The following is a 22,526-nucleotide window of genomic DNA, read 5'->3' on the forward strand; positions in this document are numbered from 1 at the left end:
CCTTACCGAAGAACATCGATGACCACCCGCACCGCCGCTCGCTCGCTACAGCGCTGTTGAAGGCGCGCTCCCGAGCGACGCCGCTACCGTCGAGCTACACCAATCGGTGGGACACGACCTTCGATGCTTATTCGGCTCGGCTACGAAATTGCGATCAACTGTGCGCAGCCGACACCGATAGTCGCTCTTCTCGACATCCACCAAAGCCGGCGTCAGGACATCAAGCGCCAGACGCGCATGCTGACCTCGCCTGCCGTTCCGACGCGGCCTTATTCCGATCTTTTCGGCAACACTTGCCGCCGCTTCACCGCGCCGGCGGGCGGCGTGCGCATCCTCTACGACGCGGTTGTCGAAGACAGCGGCGAACATGACGCAGCGAACACGCTGGCGCAGGAGACGCCTGTCGAAAACCTCCCGGACGACGTGCTGTGCTACCTGCTTGGCAGCCGCTACTGCGAGACCGACCATCTGATGGGTCTGGCCTGGGAGCTCTTCGGCCATCTGCCGCCCGGCTGGGCGCGCGTGCAGGCGATCGTCGACTACGTCCATGCCCGGCTTTCGTTCGGCTACGGCTATGCCCGCGCCACCCGCACCGCGGCGCAGGCGCATGAGGAGCGCGTCGGCGTATGCCGCGATTTCGCGCATCTGGCGATCACGTTTTGCCGCTGCATGAACATCCCCGCCCGCTACGTGAACGGCTATCTCGGCGACATCGGCGTGCCGGCCGATCCCGCGCCGATGGATTTCAGCGCCTGGATGGAAGCCTATCTCGATGGCAAATGGTATAGCTTCGACCCGCGCCACAACATTCCGCGCATCGGCCGCGTGGTGATCGCGCGCGGCCGCGACGCCACCGACGTGCCGCTGCTGCACACGTTCGGGCCGCATTCGCTGTCGACCTTCAAGGTCTGGACCTACGAGCAGGAGACGCCGGCGACGCAGCCGCCGGTGCGGCGCGTCGACCGGTTGATCGGCAATCATTTGATCTCATAGGCCGAATAGCCCCGGCGTGGTCCTCTAAAAGCGCGCGCCTGCGCTTGCGCGACTCATGGAAAAGGAATAAATTCCTTGTTCATGAGTTATCACGTCAACCTCAAGCGTCTTGCCGCCGCCGCGGTGTTCGCCGCGGCCGGCCTGGCTGCGGCCGGCGCGGCGCTTGCCGCCGGCTCGTTCAACGGTCCGGTCGAGGCAAGGGTGCTTTCGGTGCTCGACGGGGACACGTTTGTGGCGGAAGCGCATGTCTGGCCCGGTCAGTTCGTGCGGGTCAATGTCCGGATCAGAGGGGTGGACGCGCCGGAAATGAAAGGCCGGTGCGCGCTCGAGCGGCAGGCGGCCCGTCAGGCGCGCGACGTGCTGTCGTTGATGCTCGGCGATGATCCCGTCGTCATCTCCAACATCGGCGGCGCCAAATATTACGGCCGCGTTCTGGCCGACGTGTTCACGGCCGGGGGCGAGGAGGTTTCGCGGGTCCTGCTCGCGGAAGGGTTGGTGCGGCCCTATGGCGGGGGCAAGCGAAAAGGCTGGTGCGGATGAACCGCGCCGGTACAGCGGCTCGGTCCCGATTTGGTACACAGCGCGGGGCAGCCGGAGGATGTGGTTAACGGCCGGCAACATTTCTGGCCGGTCCATCATCGGCGGTAGCAAATCGTTAACTCTGTCGCTGCTCTCTGTTTAGTCTTTTCAAGAGCTTGGATCATTTGTCGGGACTGGGTCGGCGATCTGGGCCGAATCCTGCAACGCCTTCCGCAGCGACGGGAACCGTTGCGAGGAGGCAGGCAAATGAAACGCTCAGGTATCAGGATGGTAGGCGAACTCGCGGACCGTTTCGTTCGCGACCGCGGCGGCAACATCGCAGTTCTGGCGGCGATGTCGATGACGACCATCATTCTGGCCGTCGGTTTTGGCGTCAATCTGACCCAGGCGTTCCACGTCAAATCCGGCCTTCACGCGGCGCTGGATGCCGCCGTGACCTCGACCGCCCGCGACATCACCACCGGCATCATCAAGAAGGAGGACGCCCGCAAGGCCGTCGAAAAATTCCTCGCCGCCAATGCCGGGGAAAAATTCGCCGGCGAAGCCGGCTTCGTGCTCGACACGTTGACGGTGGACGACGCCGCCAAGACGCTGGAGGCCACCGCCCATGCCTATGTGAACTCGGCCTTTCCGCTGTTTGGCCAGGACCCGAAGGTGGCGATCACCTCGGCGGCGCTCTATTCCGACAAGAAGGTCGAGATCGCCTTGATGCTCGACGTGACCGGATCGATGAAGGGCTGGAAAATCGAAGAACTCAAGACCGCCGCCGAGAACGCCGTCAAGGCGGCGTTGGGCAAGCAGGACCCGAAGAACCCGCGGATCAGGATGGCGCTGGTGCCCTATGCGGAAGCGGTCAACAGCGGCGAACTCGGCAAGACCTCCGTTTTCAAGGAAGTGCCGCGCGGCCCGAACCTGCCGCCCCCGGTCGATGCGGCTACGCCGGTTTCAGACGCCGCCGGCCTGCCGCGCGACAACTGCGCCACGGAACGCAAGACCAAGGATGGCAAGGCCGATTTCACCGATGACGAGCCCACCGCCGAGCGCCGCGACAATGACTTCAGGAAATATCTCGCGCTCGTCAACCGCGACGACCGTCTTTCGGTATGCCCGACGGCCGAACTCGTGCCGCTTACGGCCGATTCCGATGCGCTTCTCGCCTCGATCGGGGATTTCAGGGCGGACGGCGTCACGGCCGGCGCGATCGCCCTGCAATGGGGCTACTACATGCTGTCGCCGAAGTGGCGCCCGACCATAAAGGATGCCGATCTCGGCGCGGGACCGGCGGACGTCAACGCAAAGAAAGTCGCCAAGGTGGCGGTGCTGATGACCGACGGCCTTTTCAACACGGCCTTTGCAGGCGTGCCGAGCAGGGAGGCGCCCCGGGTGAGCCAGCCGGACAGATCGCGCCGCTATGCCGAAAGCATCTGCGCCAACATGAAAGCCGACGGGATCGAAGTCTACACGATCGGTTTCGACATCAAGAACGAGTCGGGCGCCGCGAACCTTCTCAAGACCTGCGCCAGCCCGGACGAGGGCACCATAAGACACTATTTCGAAGCCGCGACCGGCGAGGAACTGGACGCTGCGTTCGCGGAAATCATCCGCAATTCCGAAAAGCTGGCGCTGATAAAATAACCGCTTTCCGACACCCGAAACGGCAAAAGGAAAGGCCGCTGCCTCGTCCCCGAGACAGCGGCCTCCGTGTTTTCGTCCAGCGCGGCCGTCAGCGGCGATCCGTCAGGACCGCCTGCCGCACGTGATCGCGCTTCAGCGGGAAGGCTGCTCCCCGAAAAGGCAATCCGCCGAGACCACACGCTGGGAAACGAAATCACTCGACATCGGATCACCTCCTTTCGATTGGTTGAACACCAGCATATGATGGGGGCTTGCCGCCGGTTTGACAAGAGGGGTCGCAACCTGTGGACGCGGAGCGTCGTGCTTGCCATGGGCTCGGCGACGCCAGCGACCTGCCGGATTGGGGGGTGTGAATGGACGCAGGCGACAGGGCGATCCGCATCATCCGGACGGTCGTCGACACGCTGAGGCCCGGATTTGCCGTAAAACTCTGGACGGGGGAGCGGCTGGGTCCGCTGACCGGTCCCACGCTGGTTCTCCACGACCCGGCCATCGTCTGGCGGCTGCTTCGCCGCCCCAACCTCGATACGCTGGTCGAACTTTGGGTGTCGAAGGCGGTCGACATCGAAGATGGAACGCTGTTCGACATTTTCGAACGCCGCCCGGAGGGCAAGCTCAGGGCAAAGCTCAAGACCCTGCCCAAAATGGGGTTGCTGCGCGACCTGCCAGTCATCCTGTTTTCGGGAAACCCGACGCGCAAGGCCGCCGGTCTGGCGGCGCGCGATCCGCTGGTCAGCGGTTCCAGCGCCGAGGCGATCCGCCATCACTACGACATCTCCAATGCCTTCTACCGGCTCTTCCTCGACGAGCGCATGGTCTACAGTTGCGGCTACTTCACCGATTTTTCGAACGGCATAGACCAGGCGCAGAAAGACAAGCTGGAGCACATCTGCCGGAAACTTCGGCTGAAGCCGGGCGAGCGCCTGCTCGACATAGGCTGCGGCTGGGGGGCGATGCTGATCTATGCGGCAAAGCACTATGGCGTGACCGGCCACGGCGTCTCGCTGTCGGAGCAGCAGACCGGGCTTGCGCGCGAGCGCATCCGCGCCGAGGGTCTTGATGACCGCATCACCATCGAGATCAAATCCTATACGGAGTTGCGAGGCAGCTTCGACAAGATCTGCTCGATCGGCATGTTCGAGCATCTGGGAATCGCCAACCACGCTACCTATTTTTCCAGCGTGCGCCGCCTGCTGAAGCCAGACGGCATCTATCTGCACCATGCCATCACAAGGCGGGCGAAAAGCGGCATGCGCAGGACGTTGCGCAAGGGCGCGGAATACAAGGCGCTGATCAGATACATCTTTCCCGGCGCCGAGGTCGACACGATCGGCATGACGCTGGGCAGCCTGGAGACGCACAATTTTCTTGCCTACGACACCGAGAATTTGCGCGAGCACTATGCTCGGACCTGCCGGCTCTGGGCCGAGCGCCTGCGGACGCGCTTCGACGAGGCGATCGCCGAGGTCGGCGAGGCGCGGGCGCGGCTGTGGCTGCTCTATCTCACCGGCTGCTCGATCGGCTTCCAGCGCGGCTCGATGCAGGTTTTCCAGACGGTGGCGGTCAGGCGCGGCAAGGGTTTTAGCATCCTGCCGCCCACCCGGGCGGATCTGTATCGGTAGGCGAGGCGGAAATCACCCGTCGATCTTGCGGCAGGTCGAGCGACCTACAGAAAGCGCATCGGCGCGCCGAGCGGGACCCGCGCCGGACGATCCACCGTGCAGTAGACACCCATATTGTGGGCGTTGTGCCGCACGAGATTGCGCAGGATGTTCGGATCGTTGTCGAAACCGTCCTGCGCGATGATGGTGAACCCGCAACGGCGGCAGGGTTCCGAAATCGTCAGTTCCAGGTCGCCGATGGCCAGCCTGCGGCCGATCCATTCGGTCTCGGGAAACGATCCGTCGATTTCCGGCATCTCGACCACGATGTTCGGCCGAAAGCGCCGGGCATCGGGATCGCCGGCCGGATGCAAGGCCTTCAGACGGGCCATAGAGGCGGTGGTGAGAAGATGCACCGGCGCCTTGCGATAGCGCTCGGCGGTCAGCGGGCCTTCGTATGACGGCGCATGTTCCCGTCTGAACGGGCAGATCGCCGCCCCGAAACCGAGATAGGCGGAAATCACCTCGTCGCTTATGGCGTCTGGCGCCTCCAGCCAGCCGCTCTCGGGCGTCGCGATTTCCAAAACACCGTCTGGCGATAGCCGCGCCTTGATACGCGGCACCTTGTGCCATTTGCGGTCGCCGTCCGGGCGGGCGATTTCATCCGTCGCCACCTCGACCAATCCGAACATCCGGTCGCCGTCAGCGCCTGACGGGCCGATTGTCAGAATGTCCATCGGCTCGCCACCCAACGAGCTTGCCGGATAGCGCCAGAGTCCGGCGACGCGGCCGATCTCATCCATTTTCCGGGTCTCGGCTTCGTTCACCCCTTCTTGTTCTGCCTGTTGGCAATCAGATCATCCACCACCGCCGGATCGGCGAGTGTCGAGGTGTCGCCCAGCGCGGAAAACTCGTCCTCGGCGATCTTGCGCAGGATGCGGCGCATGATTTTTCCTGACCGCGTCTTCGGCAGGCCGGGCGCGAATTGCAGCTTGTCCGGCGAGGCGATGGCGCCGATCTCCTGGCGCACATGCGCGACCAGTTCCTTGCGCAACTCGTCCGAGCCCAGCTCGCCGGCCATCAGCGTCACGTAGCAATAGATGCCCTGGCCCTTGATGTCGTGCGGATAGCCGACCACCGCGGCCTCCGAGACCTTCGCATGGCTGACCAGCGCGGACTCCACCTCCGCCGTGCCCATGCGGTGGCCCGACACGTTTATCACGTCGTCGACGCGGCCGGTGATCCAGTAATAGCCGTCTCCGTCGCGGCGGCAGCCGTCGCCGGTGAAATATTTGCCCTTGTAGGTGGAGAAATAGGTCTGCACGAAACGCTCGTGATCGCCATAGACGGTGCGCATCTGGCCCGGCCAACTGTCGGCGATGCAGAGGTTGCCGCTGACGGCGCCGTCCAGCACCCTGCCGTCACCGTCGGCCAGTTCCGGCTTGATGCCGAAGAACGGCCGTGTCGCCGAGCCCGCCTTCAGGTCGGTGGCGCCGGGCAGCGGCGTGATCATGATGCCGCCGGTCTCGGTCTGCCACCAGGTGTCGACGACCGGCACCTTTTTGTTGCCGACGATGTTGAAATACCACTCCCAGGCTTCCGGGTTGATCGGCTCGCCGACCGATCCGAGCACCCGCAGCGATTGCCGCGACGTCTTCTTCACATGGCTGTCGCCGGCGCCCATCAGCGCGCGGATGGCGGTGGGGGCGGTGTAGAAGATGTTGACCTGGTGCTTGTCGATCACCTCCCAGAAGCGCGAGGCCGAAGGATAGTTCGGCACGCCCTCGAACATCAGCGTGGTGGCGCCGTTGGCCAGCGGCCCGTAGACGATGTAGCTGTGGCCTGTGACCCAGCCGACGTCGGCTGTGCACCAGTAGATATCCCCGTCATGATAGTCGAAGACGTACTGGTGGGTCATCGATGCCCAGACGAGATAGCCCGCCGTGGTGTGCAGCACGCCCTTCGGCTTGCCGGTCGAGCCGGAGGTGTAGAGGATGAACAGCGGGTCCTCCGCCTTCATCTTCTCCGGCTTGCACTCGGCTTTCACCGATGCGACCTCGTCGTGGTACCAGAGGTCGCGGCCGTTCGCCCAGCCGATCCGCCCGCCGGTGCGCCGCACCACCAGCACGTTCTTCACCATGACATGGTGTTTTGCCGCGATGTCGATCGCCTTGTCGGTGTTTTCCTTGAGCGGGATTGCCTTGCCGCCGCGCAGGCCCTCGTCAGCGGTGATCACGAAGGTCGATTCGCAGTCGACGATGCGGCCGGCGAGCGAATCCGGCGAGAAACCGCCGAAGACGATCGAGTGGACGGCGCCGATGCGCGTGCAGGCGAGCATCGCGTAGGCCGCCTCGGGGATCATCGGCATGTAGATGGTGACGCGGTCGCCCTTTTTGACGCCGTGCTTCTTCAACACGTTGGCGAGGCGGCAGACGTGGCCGTGGAGTTCCTTGTAGGTGATCTTCTTGTCGTCATAGGGATTGTCGCCCTCCCATATGATCGCCACTTGGTCGCCGCGCTTCTTCAGGTGGCGGTCGACGCAATTGTAGGAGACGTTGGTCTGCCCGTCCTCGAACCATTTGATCGAGACCTTGCCGGAAAACGAGGTGTTCTTGACCTTGGTGAAAGGCTTGAACCACTCGATGCGCTTGCCGTGTTTTGCCCAGAACTTATCGGGGTTCTCGATCGAATCGGCATACCACTTCAGGTAGGTCTCGTTGTCGATCAGCGCGCGCTTCTTCCAGGCCGGCTGGACCTTGTGGACATGGACTTCCGACATTCTCTCCCTCCCTTCGAGCCGCGATCCCTCTGCCATGCGTCGCGGCCCCGGCGCCAGTCGGCCGGTGAATTGCGCCGGCATTATTATCAATTCGCCGCAAACGACAATATTAGACGTTGGGGGCGCGTGGCGGGATGCCGCACAATCGGCGCAAGAGCTGCGGGCCGTTGTCAGCAGCCGCCGAGGCTGGCTGCTAAGTCACTGAAATGCTTGACGGAACCTTTTTGAGCCGACAAATTTGTTAATTGTCAGGTAACCGTTGCGTCGCACAGTTTGCTTGGGAGGATTGTACGGCGCTCGATGTGGAGACTGCCATGCGAACCGCTTCCGAAATGGAGCTGATGCTCCGGGGCTACGGGCTCACCACCGCAAAGATCCTCTATCACTATCCCGATCACCCGCACCTGCTGCAGACGTTCATCTGGCAGGAATACGACCTCGCGCCCCAGTTCCCCGTGCTGTTCAAATTCCTCGACTTCTGGCGGAAAACGCTGGAGGGACCGCTGCATTCGGTCGCCTACACGCACAAGCGCCTGATCGCGCCCAATGAATGGCGCAAGGTCGACGGCGAGTTCGTGCTGCACTGAAGCGCTGCCGCTGCGCCGGAAAATGTTCAATGGCGGGTCGGCTCGCGACCCGCCGGAAAATTCAGACCCTCTCGCGTCGGCGGCTAGACCATTTCCGGGCAAATCCGGGTCAGCTCTGTTTCTCCGATGGCGAGGCGATCCGCCAGGAGAGGTGCGAAGATCGTGGCGGCGCCACGGCCGAGCGGCTCGACGCCGCGGGCGCCCGCCAGCGGGAAACCCTTCGGGCCGGGTGCATTTGGCCCAAATCCTTCGGATTCCGGCTCGGCCGTATCACCGATACGACCTTCGCCGAAACCCTCGACCTTGGGCCAAATGCCCTCCGGCAGAGCGACCAGGATTTACCCGGAAATGCTCTAGGCCCGCTTGATCAATCCGACGATCACCAGAACCACGATCGCGCCGATCAGGGCGGCGATGATCGAGCCGACCAGCCCGCCGCCCAGCGAAATGCCGATCGCCGGCAGCAGCCAGCCGGCGACGATCGCGCCGATGATGCCGAGCACGACGTTGCCGACGAGGCCGAAGCCGATGCCCTTGACGATCAGGCCGGCGAGCCAGCCGGCGATGCCACCCACGATGATCCAGACGATGACGTTGTAGAGTACGCTCGAGCCTTCGACCGCTGCGTTTTCCATGCATCCTCCTGCGTGGCAGGGGTTGCCGCGTCGCGGCAAATCCTCGCCCCGGCCGAATCACAGGATACGCCTCGCGGCTGCCCTTATCCAGCCTGCGGTTGCAGGCCGCGCTTCACCCGAGCCTTTGACGCGAACAACGGCGAAGCCGGCCTTTCGCAGCGATGGAAATCACCGGAAGTTCGGGACGATCCACGGATTGACCTCTATGCCTGAACGCTGCCGATGCGGGGCCGGCGTGGCATTGCCGGTCGCGGTGGCTGGAGCGATCGAATGGGTCCTGATCTGGTCGAGCACCGGCTTCTTGACCGGCTTCTCGACGCGGGCGGCTGGCGCCGGTTCCTTCTTTGCGGTGCTTGCCGCCATGGCGGGTGCCGATACGGCCAGGGTCATGCCCAGCGCGAAAACGAGCTTCTTCATTTGCAGCCCTCATTTCCATACGTGTACGATATGGTGTACGTATACGCCCGCGAGGCGCGGTCTGCAAGAAAAATCGTACGTGTACGAAAAATGGAGCAAGATGGTTAATCCGGCCAGACCGCGCCGGCTGAAAACCTCAGCAGCCTTCGGAATCAGCAGCCTTCTGAGTTGGCGAGCGGCGCGACGGGCGCGCTGCGGATGCCTGCCAGGCAAAGCTCGATCGTGCGCTCGACAAAGGCGTCGCGGTCGCCGAACGGGTAGTTCGGAAAACTGATCAGCAGCGACACCATGCCATGGCCGAACGTCCAGATCAGCGTGGCGATGGCGAACACGTCGCCGGCGAGAACGCCGGCGTCCACGCAGGCCTGGACGCGTTTCAGCAGCAATTGCAGCGCCGGATTGTCCTTCTGCACGCCTTTCATCTCGCTGTCCGGAAAGTCCGCGGGATCACGCGTCATGAACACCGTGCGGTATTCGTTGGGATTGTCGAAACCAAAAGCGGCGTATTCGCGCATCAGCTTGACCAGCGCCTCCAGCGGGCCGGCGGGCGGGTCGCGCTCCATGCGTCTGGCCAGCATGGCAAAGGCGTCCTGGGCCAGCGCGAACAGGATGGCGTGCTTGTCCGGGAAATAGGAATAGACCGACATCGGCGCATAACCGACGCGCGCCGCCAGTTTTCGGATGGTCAGGCCTTCATAACCCTCCTGCCGCACCAGGTCGTGCGCCGCTTCGATCAGCTCGGCGCGGATCTCGGCTTTCTGCAATTCCCTGCGGCTGAGCGCCCGACCTGCCATTCTTCCGGCCTCCACTCTGCGACTATACGCCGTACGGAAAATGGCTCAACCTTGCGCGCGTTGCAATTCCACAACCCGTCCGTCTTCGACGGACCGCGCGGCAAGTTTATGCTAAGGCTGGAGGACGGACGATGGCTGGGGAAACGAACCTCGAAGCACTGATCGCGGGCATGCGGCCGGTTCTGCGGCGGGACGTCCATGTCTTCTGCACGCTGCCGGAGGGCGCGGGCATGCCGGCCGGTGTCGATCCGGTGATGATTTTTCGCGAGGCCGAGGGAATGACCCTGATCCTGCGCGAGGTCGAGGCGCGGCGGGCCGGGTTGGAGGCAGCCAATTTCCGCTGCCGGATGATCACGCTGGAAATCCACTCCGCGCTGGAAGCCGTCGGCTTTCTGGCCGCCATCACGGCGCGGCTCGCGGCTGTCGGCATGGGCGTCAACCCGGTCTCGGCCTTTTTTCACGACCACTTGTTCGTGCCGGAGGATCGCGCCGAGGAGGCGATGGGGATTTTGATCTCGATGGCAAGGAGTGCCGGCGACCTCCCTCCCCCTTGAGGGAAGGGTGGCCGCGAAGCGGCCGGGTGGGGTCACCTTGGCAGTGCTCCGACTCTGCACTACCCGTGGCAAACAAGAGGGGGTCGCGCCCGGCATCCGCCGACCCCCTCTGGCCCTTTGGGCCATCTCCCCCTCAAGGGGGAGAAGGAAGAAGCGCTACGCCGCCTTCTGCTTGGGCTTGACCAGCCCGCGCGCCGCCAGCAACTCGGCGATCTGGATCGCGTTGAGGGCCGCGCCCTTGCGCAGGTTGTCGGAGACGATCCACATGTTGAGGCCGTTGTCGATGGTGGAATCCTCGCGGATGCGGCTGATATAGGTCGCATCCTCGCCGGCCGATTCCAGCGGCGTGATGTAGCCGCCGTTCTCGCGCTTGTCGATCACCAGGCAGCCCGGCGCCTCGCGAAGAATGTCGCGCGCTTCGTCGGCGGTGATCGGCTTCTCGAACTCGATGTTGACGGCCTCGGAATGGCCGATGAACACCGGCACGCGCACGCAGGTCGCCGTCACCTTGATCTTGGGGTCGAGCATCTTCTTGGTCTCGGCCACCATCTTCCATTCCTCCTTGGTCGAGCCGTCATCCATGAAGACGTCGATGTGCGGAATGACGTTGAAGGCGATGCGCTTGGTGAACTTCTTTGCTTCGACCGGATCGGCGACGAAGACGGCCCGCGTCTGCTGGAAAAGCTCGTCCATGCCCTCCTTGCCGGCGCCGGACACCGACTGGTAGGTGGAGACGACGACGCGCTTGATGGTAGCGGCATCGTGCAGCGGCTTCAGCGCGACCAGCATCTGCGCGGTCGAGCAGTTCGGGTTGGCGATGATGTTGCGCCTGGTAAAGCCCTCGATGGCGTCGGGGTTCACTTCCGGCACGATCAGCGGCACGTCCTGGTCGTAGCGCCAGGCCGAAGAATTGTCGATGACGATGCAGCCCTGCTTGCCGATCTTGGGCGACCATTCCTTGGAGACGTTGCCGCCGGCCGACATGAGGCAGATGTCGGTGTCGGAAAAGTCGTAGGTGTCGAGCGCCTTGACCTTCAGCGTGCGGTCGCCGAACGACACTTCGGTGCCGACCGAGCGGCGGGAAGCCAGCGCCACCACTTCGGTGACCGGAAAGCCGCGCTCTTCCAGAATGTTCAGCATCTCGCGGCCCACATTGCCCGTGGCGCCCGCAATCGCTACCTTGAATGCCATCTCAACTGCTCCTGTCCCTCACCGCTTTTCTTGGGAAAACCCGCCGGCCGGCGCGGGTCTCGTTCCCAGGCCGGACCCGGGTGAGGGCGAGAAGGCCAGGGAAATCAGACCGTTTTGGTGACGGTCGTTTTTTTGGCCGGGGTTTTGGTCGAAAGTGCGGACGCGCGGTCGCGCCCGGCGGCATGGCCGGGGAAATCGACTGCAAAAAGCGCCATCAGAAGGCCGCGCATCGTCTTTCCAGTTTCGCAGCCCCGATCGTCGGAACCGCCGGCTGTTCGCCCGCGCGTCTCTTTACGCGCTTCGGCGGAAGAGTCAATTGCGCGCCGACGGCGCGATCGCCTACGCCCGAAGAGCCTTCGGCACTTTGCGAAAACCTGGAAGGAGGGGATGGGTTTCAACCGCTAGAAAGAAAAGATTCACATCCGTCCTTGAAATCGAATGGAATTCTCGGGCCGGCAAGGACGCGCGGCAAGATTCTTATCCCCCTCCCCAAAACCACGCGCATACTTGCCGCCAGTTTCTCCCGCGGGGACGCCGATCATGACGGTGGTTTGCGGGGAGGAACCGGCGCCTCCGGTGCGGGAAGACGTAGCCCGCGCCCGGGGAGGTTTTGTCCGAAGGTCCTCCCTCCGCAACTACGTGCGGTGTGCGCTGGACGACGCGCTTAAGCACGGCCAGCCGAGGCGAAAGCCGGAGCCGGAGCTGTCGCGAAGCAGGACGGGACAGAGCCCAAAGTCGCCGGACGGGCGGCCGCAAGGTCGCACATTATTACTAGATGAGCGATCGAACGGCCGCCCGTCTTCCCGAATTTTTCAATGGCCAGGGCGGCGTTCCGCAGCGTGGCGAGGGAAAAGTGCGGGTTCCCCTCCCCCTTGAGGGGAGGGTCCGGCCGAAGGCCGGGGGAGGGGTCATAGCGGCCGCGCTCCGACCCAAAGCAACGATGGCGTTTGGCCGGACCAACCCCTCCCGGCCGCTTCGCGGCCACCCTCCCCTCAAGGGGGAGGGGCTACTGCGCCGCCGGCACCGCCAGCCGCATTGATGGTTACAAACGCTGCGGCTACGCTCCCGGCGGAAACGCTTTTGGAATGAGGGAGGACCAAAAATGACCCATTCCTACATGCCGGGTTTCGGCAACGATTTCGAGACGGAGACTTTGCCCGGCTCGCTGCCGCAGGGCCGCAATTCGCCGCAGCGGCCCACCTACGGGCTTTACGCCGAACAACTGTCCGGTTCGCCCTTCACCGCGCCTCGCGGCACCAACGAGCGCTCCTGGCTCTACCGCATCCGGCCGAGCGTGAAACACCACGGCAGGTTCAAGCCGGCCGACTATCCGCTGTGGCGGACCGCGCCGAACGTGGAAAACCACGCACTGGCGCTCGGCCAGTATCGCTGGGACCCGCTGCCGCTGCCGGATGCGCCGACCGACTTCATCTCGGGCATGCGCACCATGACCACGGCCGGCGACGCGCTCGGCCAGTCGGGCATGGCGGCACATGTCTACGCCGCCAATGTCTCGATGGCCGACGATCATTTCTTCAACGCCGACGGCGAGATGCTGGTGGTGGCGCAGCAGGGCGGTCTGCGTTTCGTCACCGAGATGGGCGTCATCGAGATCGAACCCGGTGAGATCGCCGTGCTGCCGCGCGGTCTCACCTTCAAGGTCGAGCTGGTGGACGGCCCGGCGCGCGGCTACGTTTGCGAGAATTATGGCGCGAAATTCACGCTTCCCGACCGCGGGCCGATCGGCGCCAACTGCCTGGCCAATCCGCGCGACTTCAAGACGCCGGTCGCCTGGTTCGAGGAGAAGGAGACACCGTGCCGGCTGATCGTCAAATGGTGCGGCCAGTTCCACGTCACCGAACTCGATCATTCGCCGCTCGACGTGGTGGCCTGGCACGGCAACTACGCGCCCTACAAATACGACCTTGCCACCTTCTCGCCGGTCGGCGCCATCCTGTTCGATCACCCCGACCCGTCGATCTTCACAGTGCTCACCGCGCCGTCGGGCGAGGAGGGCACCGCCAATGTCGACTTCGTCATCTTCCCACCGCGCTGGCTGGTGGCCGAGGACACGTTCCGCCCGCCCTGGTACCATCGCAACATCATGAGCGAGTTCATGGGCCTCATCCACGGCCAGTACGACGCCAAGGAAAAGGGTTTTGTCCCGGGCGGCGTCAGCCTGCACAACATGATGCTGGCGCATGGCCCGGACGCCTTCGGCTTCGAGAAAGCGTCGCTCGCCGAGCTCAAGCCGGCAAAACTCGAAAACACCATGGCTTTCATGTTCGAGACGCGTTTTCCGCAGATGCTCACCCGCTTCGCGGCGGAGCTGGAGACCTTGCAGGAGGATTATGTGGACTGCTGGGCCGGCCTGAAGAAGCGTTTCAACGGCACGCCGGAGGGCGATTGGAGCGATTGATCCCAGCGCGGTCGCGGGGCAGCGCCGGAAATGCGTCAGGCGGTTTCCGGCCGGCCGAACACGGTCTCCAGAAACTCTCCCAGCCAGCGTTTCAGATGCATGTCCCAGATCATGCGGCCGCCGAGATGGTCGCGACCGGGCTGGGCGCCGGGCAGTTCGAAGCGATGCGCGCCGCGCACCACCCAGCGCTGCATCATCACCCGCGTAAGCTCGGCGTGGAACTGGATGCCCCAGGCATTGTCGCCGTAGCGGAACGCCTGGTTGGGGTAGTGGTCGGCGGTGGCGAGCAGCGTCGCGCCGTCGGGCAGCGAAAAGCCTTCGCGGTGGAACTGGTAGACCATTTCCGGCCAGTGCATCAGCCTCTTGCCGTCCTCGGTCGGTTTGATCGGGTACCAGCCGATCTCGACGATGCCATCGTCGCGGCTGCCGACGCTGCCGCCGAGATGGTTGACCAGCATCTGGGCGCCGAGGCAGATGCCGAGGAACGGCCGGTTTTCCACCAGCGGCACCGCCAGCCAGTCGGTTTCGCGCTTGACGAATTCGTCGCCGTCATTGGCGCTCATCGGCCCGCCGAACACCACCGCGCCGGCATGATCGGCCAGCGTATCGGGCAGGGGGTCGCCGAGCGGCGGGCGGCGGATATCGAGGTCGAAACCGTTTTCGATCAGCACATGGCCGACGCGGCCCGGGCTGGATGTTTCCTGATGGAGGACGACAAGGATTTTCGGCCGGCTTTCAGCGGTGGGCCTACTCATTGCTTGGCGTGCCCTTCGCTCCCGGCGCATTGCGGGCGGCCGCTTGCCGGGCCAGCACCCGCTCGCGGGCGTCGACGCCGATCAGGTCCGCCACCCGCCAAAGCGTATTGTCCTCGAGCTCATGCAGCACGCCGTCGGCATAGACCACGTCCCACATCAGCCGGATGAAGGCGATGCGGCCTTCCTCGTCGAGATGACGGTTGAGCACGCTGGTGAAGGCGTAGAGGTCGATCGATTCCTGATCGGCCTTCTCCCCGGCCTTGACCAGATCGTCGAGTTCACGCCCGGTGATCTGATAGGTTTCGGCCAGAATCTGCTTGATGCGGTCCCATTCGGCGTCCTGCCGGACGCCGTCAGCATCCATGACGTGATACATCAGCGCGGCGGCAGCCACGCGTGGATCGTCGCCTTTGATCGACCCGCCCGCGCGCGGCAGGTCCTTGAAGAAGGCCTTCACCCGGTCAAGCATCCACCCAAAACTCCCCGCTCGTCAGAAAAGCCCGAACCGCCGTGGCGCCTTGGCCGGCAGATCGGGATCGACGCCGGGATCATCGGGCAGGGGCGGCGAAATCACAACCGCCTGGCCCTCGGCTTCCTCGGCAGGCTTTTGCTCGGGCGTCGCCTCGGCAATCGCGGCGCTTGGCGTCGCCGCCAAGGCTGGGGCGACGGGTGCAGCCGCCGCAGGCGCGGGCATGGTTTCCACGGCCTTGCGGTCGTTCGCCGGCTCGGGAACGGTCGAGCCGACGGTCTTGGCGGGCGGGGCGATCTCGGGTTCCACTACTTCCGGCGGTTCCGGCTCAGCGATCACCACCGGGGCAGGGGGAGCGAGAACCGGCTTCCCGGCCGGTTCGGAGACGTCCTCGATCACCGCGCCCAGCCGCTCGACCGGCACGCGCCACTCGAACGCGTCGAGCCGGCCGCTGACCGGGGAAACCGGCGCCCATTTGTCGGATTCGATGCCGTCCGCCACCCAGGCGGGATCGCGCGGCGCGCGCACCGCCCTGGCCAGCAACTGACGCACCTTGCCGACGTCGCCGGTCTCGGCCTCCTCGATGTCGGCCAGCAGCAGCCAGGCGCCCTCGCGCGGCTGCATGCGGATCGCCGACTCGGCCTGCTCGCGGGCGAGCGTGTAGTCGCCTGCGTCGAGCGCGGCGCGTGCCACGGCCAGCGCGGACTCGGCATGGTTCTGCTTCAGCGATTGAAGTTTCTTGGCCCGCGCCAGCCGGTCGTTGACCGCGTCGCCGTGACGGGCATGAACGTAAAGGTCGGCGACGTCCGGATGCGGATTGGCTTTCCACACAGCCTCGAGGATCTTGGCGCCCTTGCGGGTGTCGTCGCCGCGGAACAGCGCCTTCGCCGCGACAAGCGCTGCCGGCACGAAGTCCGGCCGCAACCGATTGGCCTCCAGCGCGGCTGTCTTGGCGGATGCAAAGTCGCGGTCGAACAGGTCCATCGCCTTGGCGGTGAGCAGTACCGAGCGCTTGCGGTTGGCGGCGTCGCGCTCGAGCTGCCGCGTCGACTTCTGTGCGTCGACGATCGTGATGGCGCCGTCCCAGTCGCCGCGCGCCGTCTTCTCCTCAAGCGTCGAATCCGCCGCCCAGCCGAGCTGTGGCGCAAGGTCGATGGCGCGGCCGGCATAGTGCCGTGCCGCCGCCCGGTCGCCGAGGCGCTCGGCCTCCAGATAGAGGCCGCGCAGACCGAGCAGCCGCGTCTCCGGATCGTCGAGCATGACCTCGAATTTCTGGCGCGCGCCGTCGTGGTCGCCCTCCAGCAGCGATGCCTGCGCGTCGAGCAACTGGATCAGCGGCTCCTGGTCGGAACGGATCAGCTTCGCGGCTTCCTTGTTCTTCTTGCGGGCAAGTGCGGCGTCGCCGGCGCCGGCGGCGATCATGCCGGTGGACAGCGCCTGATAACCGCGGTCGCGCCGGCGCACGCGGAAATAGCGCGAGATGATGTAGGGGCTGTTCCAGATCGACTTGACCAGCCACCAGGCTATCATCACCGCGGCGACCACCGCCACCACACCGACGGCCGCGACCATCAGCGTGACGCGGTACTGGTAGCCGTCGAAGGTGACGACCATGTCGCCGGGGCGGTCGGCCAGCCAGGCGAAACCCAGAACAAGCAGGAAAACGACGATGAGGAAGATCAGGATACGGATCATCTGTCGTCCTCAGGCCTTCATTGCGCCGGCAATCGCTTGGTCGACGAGGCGTTCCACGTCGCGCCGCGCCTTCAGATTCTCGCCGAACGAGCCGGCGGCGGCCTTGGCCGCGTCGGGCAGCGCATCGAACTCGGCGATGGCCTTGTCGAGGTCGCCGGCGGTCAGCGCCACCTGCATGCGGGCGACGGTCTCCGGCACCCCCGCGCCCTGAACCTCGCCGACCGGGCGGACCGAGACCAGCGATTCGGCGCTGTCGAGCAGCCGGTCGAAGAAACCGGAATTGGGGTCGGCCGGTTTCGCGGCGGCGATCATCGCGGCGGCCGCCGGCTCGACCTCGGACAGCAGCGCCTCGCGGGTCGGCACGCCCTTTTCCGCATGGGAACGCAATGCCTCGAGTTCGGGTGCGTTCGGCACGATGGCCGCAAAGGTTTCGAGCTCGGCCTGGAAGGCTGCTCCCCTATCGACGGCGGATTTCAGCGCGGCGGTGGCGATGGCCAGCGCGATCTTCGGTTGCTGCGCCTGCGTGTCGACGCGGCCGGTCAGCGCCGAGACGGATTGTTCGAGCGCCGCGAGTTTTCCGTCCGTGGTGGCGGATGCTTCGCTGGTGGACTTCACGAGCGCCTCGACGGCGGCGGTGCGCTCGCCGAGTTGCGAGAGCGCCGCCGCATCGGGCGCGGTGGCCTGGCCAAGCGCCGAAACGGCTGTCTCGACCTCCTTCAGGCGGGTGTCGAGCGCCTGGGCGGCGGCCGCATCACCGCCCCCGCCGGAGGAAATGGCGTCTTTCAGTGCCGCGACGTCCGTCTTGACGGCATCGATATCGGCCTTGGCCGCCTCAAGCCCGCTGACGAGTTCGGCGGACTGGCCGGTAGCGTCGCCGGAGCCTGCCGCGTCCTTCAACGCGGCGACTTCCTGCTTGAGGGCCTCGACCTCGGCCCCAAGCTGGTCGCCGCCGGATTGCCCGGCAGGTGTGCCGAGCAGGCCGGCATACTGAAGCCCGCCCGCCGCCGCGAGCGCGACGACCCCGCCGATGACACCGGCTGCGATCCGCGAAAAACCGTCGCGGCGAGGCGGCGGAGGTGGGATGGCGGTCTTGGGCGATTCGCGCGCTGCCGATTGTGCCGGCTTGGATTCAGTCTCGTCGAAGCCGTAGCCGGAAGGCTCCTGCGCGGCCTCGGCCGGCTGATACTCCTGCTCGGGCTGAGTTGCGGTACCGGTCTCCGTCGAGAAATCCGTGTCGGCCTGAGTCGCTTCGGCTTGAGCCGTGTCGGCCTGAACGGTGCTTTCGTTCGTAGCGGCAGCCTCGGCACCGCTCGCCTTGTCGGCCGGCGCGTCCTTCACGGCACCGGGTTCGACATGTGCTTCCGTCGCGCCGGCCCCTTGGGCCCGGTCTTCCGGCGCCGGGTCATCCACGCGCGAGATATCGGCGGGATCGAGCTCGATCGTCATGGGCTCGCGCCGGGTGTTCGAGTGCCGTGTCTTCGGCGTCTTGACCATGAAGCGGTCTCCGCTCTGTTGTCATCGCTCGGGGCCGGCGCGCCGGCCTCGGCCGATACCTATCACATAGGCCCGGGCTGAAAAGGGGCCGGGTCACGGCCGCCCGATGGTTCAGCCAGAAGCGCCAGCAATGCCGGTTCGGACGGTTCCGGTGCGACAAGAATACGCGCAACCGCGCCACGCGGGAGCCTCTCGGCGACACGTTGTGACATGCAAAGGCAGGTCGCCTGCGACATCCAGTCACCAAAACTCTCCGGCCACCGCAGCCGCAAAAGGCGCTCCGCCGCATTGGCCGAATAAAGCAGCACGGCATCGATCGGTTCCGTTCCGAGCCTCTCGGCGAGGTCTTGCGGACGATAGTCGATGGCTTGCGTGTCGTAAGTCTCGACCGCGACGAGGTTCAGGCCGGCAGCGGCTGCCTGCGCCTCGAGATCGCTCAGCCGGATTCTTCCGGTCAGGTAGGCGATCGTGGAGCCGGGACGAAGATTCGAGCTGATGAGGTCGGCGAGCGAATTCGCGTCGCCATTGGCCGCCGTCACGCTGCGAAAACCGTGTTCCCGAGCCGTCGCGGCAGTGCGTTCGCCCACTGCGAAGCAGGGCCGCTCCGCCAGGCGGGCGAGCAACGCTGGCGGCGCATGGCGCAGCGCGTTGGCGCTGGTCACTGCCACGGCATCGACAGGCCCGTCGAGCGATGCCGGCGGCCCCGGCAGGGCAGTGGTGCGGGTGAGCGGCAGCTCGACCGGCCGGTGCCCCATTTCGGCAAGGCGCCGGGCGGTTCGCACGGCGCCCGGCTGCGGGCGGGTCACCAGCACCGTCACCACTGGTCAGGTCCAGCTTTCGAAGAATCGCGTGCCGGCCTTGTCGCGCACGATTTCTCCGGCGCGGCGGCCAAGGCTTTCGGCTTCGCCCACAAGTCCGTCCAGGGTCACATCGAACGACGCCTGCCCGTCGGGCGACAGGATCAGCCCGCCGAAGTGCATTCTGTCGCCATCGACCGTCGCGTAGCCGGCGATCGGCGTGCGGCAGGAGCCGTCGAGCGCGGCCAGGAAGGCGCGCTCGCAGGCCAGCGCCAGCGCGGTGTCGTGGTGGTTTATCGGCGCGACCAGCGCATCCACCCGCGCGTCGCCGATGCGGCTCTCGATGCAGATCGCACCCTGTCCCGGGGCCGGCGGGAATTTCTCCAGCGGCATCAGGTCGGTGATTACGCCTGCCATGCCGAGCCGCCTCAGGCCGGCATGAGCGAGGATGGTGCCGTGCACCTGTCCTTCCTCCAGCTTGCGCAGTCTTGTCTGCACGTTGCCGCGAAAGGTGACGACGGAAATGTCCGGCCGCATGCGGCGGATCAGCGCTTGGCGGCGCAGCGACGACGAACCGACGGTCGCGCCGTGCGGCAGCGTCTCGATTGCCGGCGCCGCCTTGCCGATGAAACCGTCGCGCGGATCCTCGCGCGGCAGGAATGCGGATAGCCGGAGGCCGTCCGGAAGCTGGGTCGGCATGTCCTTCGACGAATGCACGGCGACGTCGATGCGGCCGGTGAGCAGCGCTTCCTCGAGTTCCTTGGTGAAAAGCCCCTTGCCGCCGGCCTCCGACAGCGGCCGGTCCTGGATACGGTCGCCGCTGGTGGAGATCACCTCGATGGCGAACGCGTCTTCCGGCAGGCCGTGCGCGGCCATCAGCCGCGAGCGGGTCTCATGCGCCTGAGCGAGCGCGAGCGGGCTTCCGCGCGTTCCGATCCTGAGAGTGGCAGTTTGCATAGAGGCGCGTCCATGATAGGCAGCCGGCCGTGACGCCAGGCCGGGCTTCTCCTAACGGGGAATCCTCCGCCGGACAATCAAAGAAGCTTTCAAGGGGCAGATGATCCGGGTTCTGGGCATCGAGACCAGTTGCGACGAGACCGCCGCGAGCGTGGTGGCGCTTGGCGATGCCGGGCAGGGTCGCATCCTGTCCAATGTCGTGCTGAGCCAGATCGAGGAGCACGCAGCCTTCGGCGGCGTGGTGCCGGAGATCGCGGCGCGCGCCCATGTCGAGGCGCTGGACGGGCTGATCGAAGCCGCGCTTGCCGACGCCGGGACCGAATTGCGCGACATCGACGCGATTGCGGCCACCGCCGGGCCTGGGCTCGTCGGCGGGCTGATCGTCGGGCTGATGACGGCGAAGGCCATCGCCGCCGCCGCGGGCAAGCCGCTGCTGCCGATCAACCATCTCGAGGGCCACGCGCTGACGCCGCGCCTGACCGATGGGCTCGCCTTCCCCTACCTGCTGCTGCTGGTGTCCGGCGGCCATACCCAGATCGTGCTGGTGCGCGGCGTCGGCGACTACCAGCGCTGGGCAACGACGATCGACGATGCGCTCGGGGAAGCCTTCGACAAGACGGCGAAGATGCTTGGCCTGCCCTATCCTGGCGGGCCGAATGTCGAGAAGGCCGCCGAAGACGGCGACGCGAGCCGCTTCGCCTTCCCCCGTCCGATGAAGGGCGAGGCGCGGCCCGACTTTTCGTTTTCCGGGCTGAAGACGGCGGTGCGGCAGGCGGCGACGGCAATCGCGCCGCTGAGCGAGCGGGACGTCGCCGACATCTGCGCGTCGTTCCAGGCGGCCGTCACCGATGCGCTGGCCGACCGCGTCGGGCGCGCCGTGGCTCGGTTCAGGGCGGAATATCCGGATGTTGCAGCACCTGCGCTGGTGGTTGCCGGCGGCGTCGCCGCGAACCAGACGGTCCGCCAGGCGTTGCTGTCGCTCTGCGCCGATCACGGCTTCGGCTTCGTCGCGCCACCGCTGGCGCTGTGCACCGACAATGCGGCGATGATCGCCTGGGCCGGCATCGAGCGGCTGCGCGCCGATCTGGCGGGCGAGGACGCCATGGATTTCGTGCCGCGCTCGCGCTGGCCGCTGGACAGCGTCTCGGCGCCGGTCGTCGGCGCCGGGCGAAGGGGCGCCAAGGCATGACGCGGATCGCGGTTCTCGGCGGGGGCGCGTGGGGCACGGCGCTGGCGCTGACGGCGCTGCGCGCCGGCAACGACGTGGCGCTGTGGGCGCGCGAGGCGCAAGCAGCGCAGGCCATCGCACAGGGTCAAAATCCCCGCTACTTGCCGGAGATGACCTTTGAAACCGGAATCGCCGCGAGCACCGATATCGCGCGGTCGGTCGCCGGGGCCGAGGCGGTGCTTGCCGTGGTTCCCGCGCAATCGCTGCGGTCCGTTCTCTCGCAGGCCGCACTGCACCTGCCGAAAGGCGTGCCGGTGGTGCTGTGCGCCAAGGGCATCGAGAGCGGCACCGGCAAGTTGCTGTCGGAGATCGCCGCCGAAGCCTGTCCCGCAAATCCCAGCGCGACGCTGTCCGGCCCGAGTTTTGCCACCGACGTGGCGCGCGGCATGCCGACCGCGGTTGTCGTCGCCGCGCCATCGGAAAGGGTCGCCGCCGACCTGGCGGCGGCGCTGTCGTCCGGCGCCTTCCGCTGCTATTCGACCGCCGACCAGATCGGGGTGGAGATCGGCGGCGCCCTGAAGAACGTTCTGGCCATCGCCGCCGGCGCCACGATTGGCGCAAAGTTCGGCGCCAGCGCGCAGGCCGCCCTGGTGACGCGCGGTTTCGTCGAATTGCGGCGCATCGGCGCGGCGTTCGGCGCGCAACCGGAAACGCTTATGGGCCTGTCCGGGCTGGGCGACCTGCTGCTCACTTGCGCCTCCGGGCAGTCGCGCAACTTTGCTTATGGCCTGGCGCTCGGACGAGGCGAGTCGCTCGAAGGCCGGCCGCTTGCCGAGGGCGTCGCCACCGCGGCGATCGCCGCGCGCATCGCCGCCGAAAGAGGCGTCGAGGCGCCGATCATCGCCGCCACCGCGCTCATCCTGGCGGGCAAACTCACCATCGCGCAGGCCGTCGAAAGCCTGATGTCGCGGCCGCTGAAATCTGAGGCCGATTGAATTGCGGCGGCTGGCCTTCCCGGCCGGCCGCGCCTTACGATAGAAAGCAGC

Annotated in this window: 22 protein-coding genes; 9 read left to right on the forward strand and 13 right to left on the reverse strand. The window is 65.8% G+C overall.

Going from position 1 to position 22,526, the window contains the following annotated elements; all coding sequences use genetic code 11:
- Positions 1–123: 123 nt before the first annotated feature.
- The 4 genes from RB623_RS27240 (at position 124) to RB623_RS27255 (ending at position 4,790) form a co-directional block, all read left to right on the forward strand.
- On the forward strand, positions 124–993 hold the full coding sequence (locus RB623_RS27240; RefSeq protein WP_308060267.1) for a transglutaminase family protein: 870 nt from the start codon (positions 124–126) through the stop codon (positions 991–993).
- Between the two features lie 81 nt (positions 994–1,074).
- Entirely contained in the window at positions 1,075–1,533 is a 459-nt protein-coding gene (locus RB623_RS27245) for a thermonuclease family protein (RefSeq protein WP_308060268.1), read from the forward strand.
- A gap of 246 nt (positions 1,534–1,779) precedes the next feature.
- A complete protein-coding gene (locus RB623_RS27250) occupies positions 1,780–3,168 on the forward strand; it encodes a pilus assembly protein TadG-related protein (RefSeq protein ID WP_308060269.1) in 1,389 nt (462 codons plus the stop codon).
- 353 nt (positions 3,169–3,521) lie between these two features.
- Positions 3,522–4,790, forward strand: a complete 1,269-nt coding sequence (locus RB623_RS27255; RefSeq protein WP_308060270.1) for a cyclopropane-fatty-acyl-phospholipid synthase family protein — start codon at positions 3,522–3,524, stop codon at positions 4,788–4,790.
- A gap of 44 nt (positions 4,791–4,834) precedes the next feature.
- On the opposite strand, the gene RB623_RS27260 is transcribed toward RB623_RS27255, so the two are convergent.
- Positions 4,835–5,572 (reverse strand): MOSC domain-containing protein, encoded by a 738-nt coding sequence (locus RB623_RS27260; protein WP_308060271.1) that lies wholly within the window; start codon positions 5,570–5,572, stop codon positions 4,835–4,837.
- Positions 5,573–5,592: 20 nt separating this feature from the next.
- On the reverse strand, positions 5,593–7,548 hold the full coding sequence (gene acs / locus RB623_RS27265; RefSeq protein WP_308060272.1) for an acetate--CoA ligase: 1,956 nt from the start codon (positions 7,546–7,548) through the stop codon (positions 5,593–5,595).
- 314 nt (positions 7,549–7,862) lie between these two features.
- Here acs and RB623_RS27270 point away from each other — a divergent pair, with 314 nt between their 5' ends.
- Positions 7,863–8,135: an aspartate-semialdehyde dehydrogenase gene (locus RB623_RS27270; protein WP_308060273.1), complete on the forward strand. Its 273-nt coding sequence runs from the start codon at positions 7,863–7,865 to the stop codon at positions 8,133–8,135.
- A 353-nt stretch (positions 8,136–8,488) separates the two neighbouring features.
- Here the strand turns inward: RB623_RS27270 and RB623_RS27275 are convergent, their stop codons facing one another.
- The 3 genes from RB623_RS27275 to RB623_RS27285 form a co-directional block, all read right to left on the reverse strand.
- On the reverse strand, positions 8,489–8,770 hold the full coding sequence (locus RB623_RS27275; protein WP_308060274.1) for a GlsB/YeaQ/YmgE family stress response membrane protein: 282 nt from the start codon (positions 8,768–8,770) through the stop codon (positions 8,489–8,491).
- Between the two features lie 168 nt (positions 8,771–8,938).
- Positions 8,939–9,187 (reverse strand): DUF680 domain-containing protein, encoded by a 249-nt coding sequence (locus RB623_RS27280; protein WP_308060275.1) that lies wholly within the window; start codon positions 9,185–9,187, stop codon positions 8,939–8,941.
- Between the two features lie 152 nt (positions 9,188–9,339).
- Positions 9,340–9,981, reverse strand: coding sequence for a TetR/AcrR family transcriptional regulator (locus RB623_RS27285; RefSeq protein WP_308060276.1), 642 nt, complete (start codon positions 9,979–9,981; stop codon positions 9,340–9,342).
- A 131-nt stretch (positions 9,982–10,112) separates the two neighbouring features.
- Between RB623_RS27285 and RB623_RS27290 the strand changes: the two genes are divergently transcribed.
- Complete coding sequence (locus RB623_RS27290) at positions 10,113–10,535, forward strand: ACT domain-containing protein (RefSeq protein WP_308060277.1); 423 nt, start codon at positions 10,113–10,115, stop codon at positions 10,533–10,535.
- A gap of 156 nt (positions 10,536–10,691) precedes the next feature.
- Here the strand turns inward: RB623_RS27290 and RB623_RS27295 are convergent, their stop codons facing one another.
- Positions 10,692–11,726 carry an aspartate-semialdehyde dehydrogenase gene (locus RB623_RS27295; protein WP_308060278.1) on the reverse strand — a complete coding sequence of 345 codons (1,035 nt, stop codon included), beginning with the start codon at positions 11,724–11,726 and terminating at the stop codon, positions 10,692–10,694.
- Between the two features lie 104 nt (positions 11,727–11,830).
- On the reverse strand, positions 11,831–11,956 hold the full coding sequence (locus RB623_RS27300; RefSeq protein WP_308060279.1) for a hypothetical protein: 126 nt from the start codon (positions 11,954–11,956) through the stop codon (positions 11,831–11,833).
- Between the two features lie 872 nt (positions 11,957–12,828).
- On the opposite strand from RB623_RS27300, the gene hmgA reads away from it, so the two are divergent.
- Complete coding sequence (gene hmgA, locus RB623_RS27305) at positions 12,829–14,145, forward strand: homogentisate 1,2-dioxygenase (protein WP_308060280.1); 1,317 nt, start codon at positions 12,829–12,831, stop codon at positions 14,143–14,145.
- Between the two features lie 35 nt (positions 14,146–14,180).
- Here the strand turns inward: hmgA and RB623_RS27310 are convergent, their stop codons facing one another.
- The 6 genes from RB623_RS27310 to hemC form a co-directional block, all read right to left on the reverse strand.
- Positions 14,181–14,900 (reverse strand): glutamine amidotransferase, encoded by a 720-nt coding sequence (locus RB623_RS27310; RefSeq protein ID WP_308060281.1) that lies wholly within the window; start codon positions 14,898–14,900, stop codon positions 14,181–14,183.
- Positions 14,893–15,369: a TerB family tellurite resistance protein gene (locus RB623_RS27315; protein ID WP_308060282.1), complete on the reverse strand. Its 477-nt coding sequence runs from the start codon at positions 15,367–15,369 to the stop codon at positions 14,893–14,895. Before RB623_RS27315 ends, RB623_RS27310 begins: the two co-directional genes overlap by 8 nt.
- A 21-nt stretch (positions 15,370–15,390) precedes the next feature.
- Complete coding sequence (locus RB623_RS27320) at positions 15,391–17,064, reverse strand: heme biosynthesis protein HemY (protein WP_308060283.1); 1,674 nt, start codon at positions 17,062–17,064, stop codon at positions 15,391–15,393.
- Positions 17,065–17,073: 9 nt separating this feature from the next.
- Positions 17,074–18,558 carry a phage tail protein gene (locus RB623_RS27325; RefSeq protein WP_308060284.1) on the reverse strand — a complete coding sequence of 495 codons (1,485 nt, stop codon included), beginning with the start codon at positions 18,556–18,558 and terminating at the stop codon, positions 17,074–17,076.
- Positions 18,559–18,620: 62 nt separating this feature from the next.
- The gene (locus RB623_RS27330; RefSeq protein ID WP_308060285.1) at positions 18,621–19,379 is read right to left on the reverse strand and encodes a uroporphyrinogen-III synthase; all 759 of its coding nucleotides are present in this window, start codon (positions 19,377–19,379) and stop codon (positions 18,621–18,623) included.
- Between the two features lie 3 nt (positions 19,380–19,382).
- Positions 19,383–20,312, reverse strand: coding sequence for a hydroxymethylbilane synthase (hemC, locus tag RB623_RS27335; RefSeq protein ID WP_308060286.1), 930 nt, complete (start codon positions 20,310–20,312; stop codon positions 19,383–19,385).
- Positions 20,313–20,415: 103 nt separating this feature from the next.
- Here hemC and tsaD point away from each other — a divergent pair, with 103 nt between their 5' ends.
- Together tsaD and RB623_RS27345 are read left to right on the forward strand one after the other, a co-directional pair.
- The gene (tsaD, locus tag RB623_RS27340; RefSeq protein ID WP_308060329.1) at positions 20,416–21,501 is read left to right on the forward strand and encodes a tRNA (adenosine(37)-N6)-threonylcarbamoyltransferase complex transferase subunit TsaD; all 1,086 of its coding nucleotides are present in this window, start codon (positions 20,416–20,418) and stop codon (positions 21,499–21,501) included.
- Positions 21,498–22,475 carry an NAD(P)H-dependent glycerol-3-phosphate dehydrogenase gene (locus tag RB623_RS27345; protein WP_308060287.1) on the forward strand — a complete coding sequence of 326 codons (978 nt, stop codon included), beginning with the start codon at positions 21,498–21,500 and terminating at the stop codon, positions 22,473–22,475. Before tsaD ends, RB623_RS27345 begins: the two co-directional genes overlap by 4 nt.
- Positions 22,476–22,526: the final 51 nt, after the last annotated feature.

Origin of the sequence: Mesorhizobium sp. LHD-90, assembly GCF_030929505.1 — a bacterium.
Taxonomy (GTDB): Bacteria; Pseudomonadota; Alphaproteobacteria; order Rhizobiales; family Rhizobiaceae; genus Kumtagia.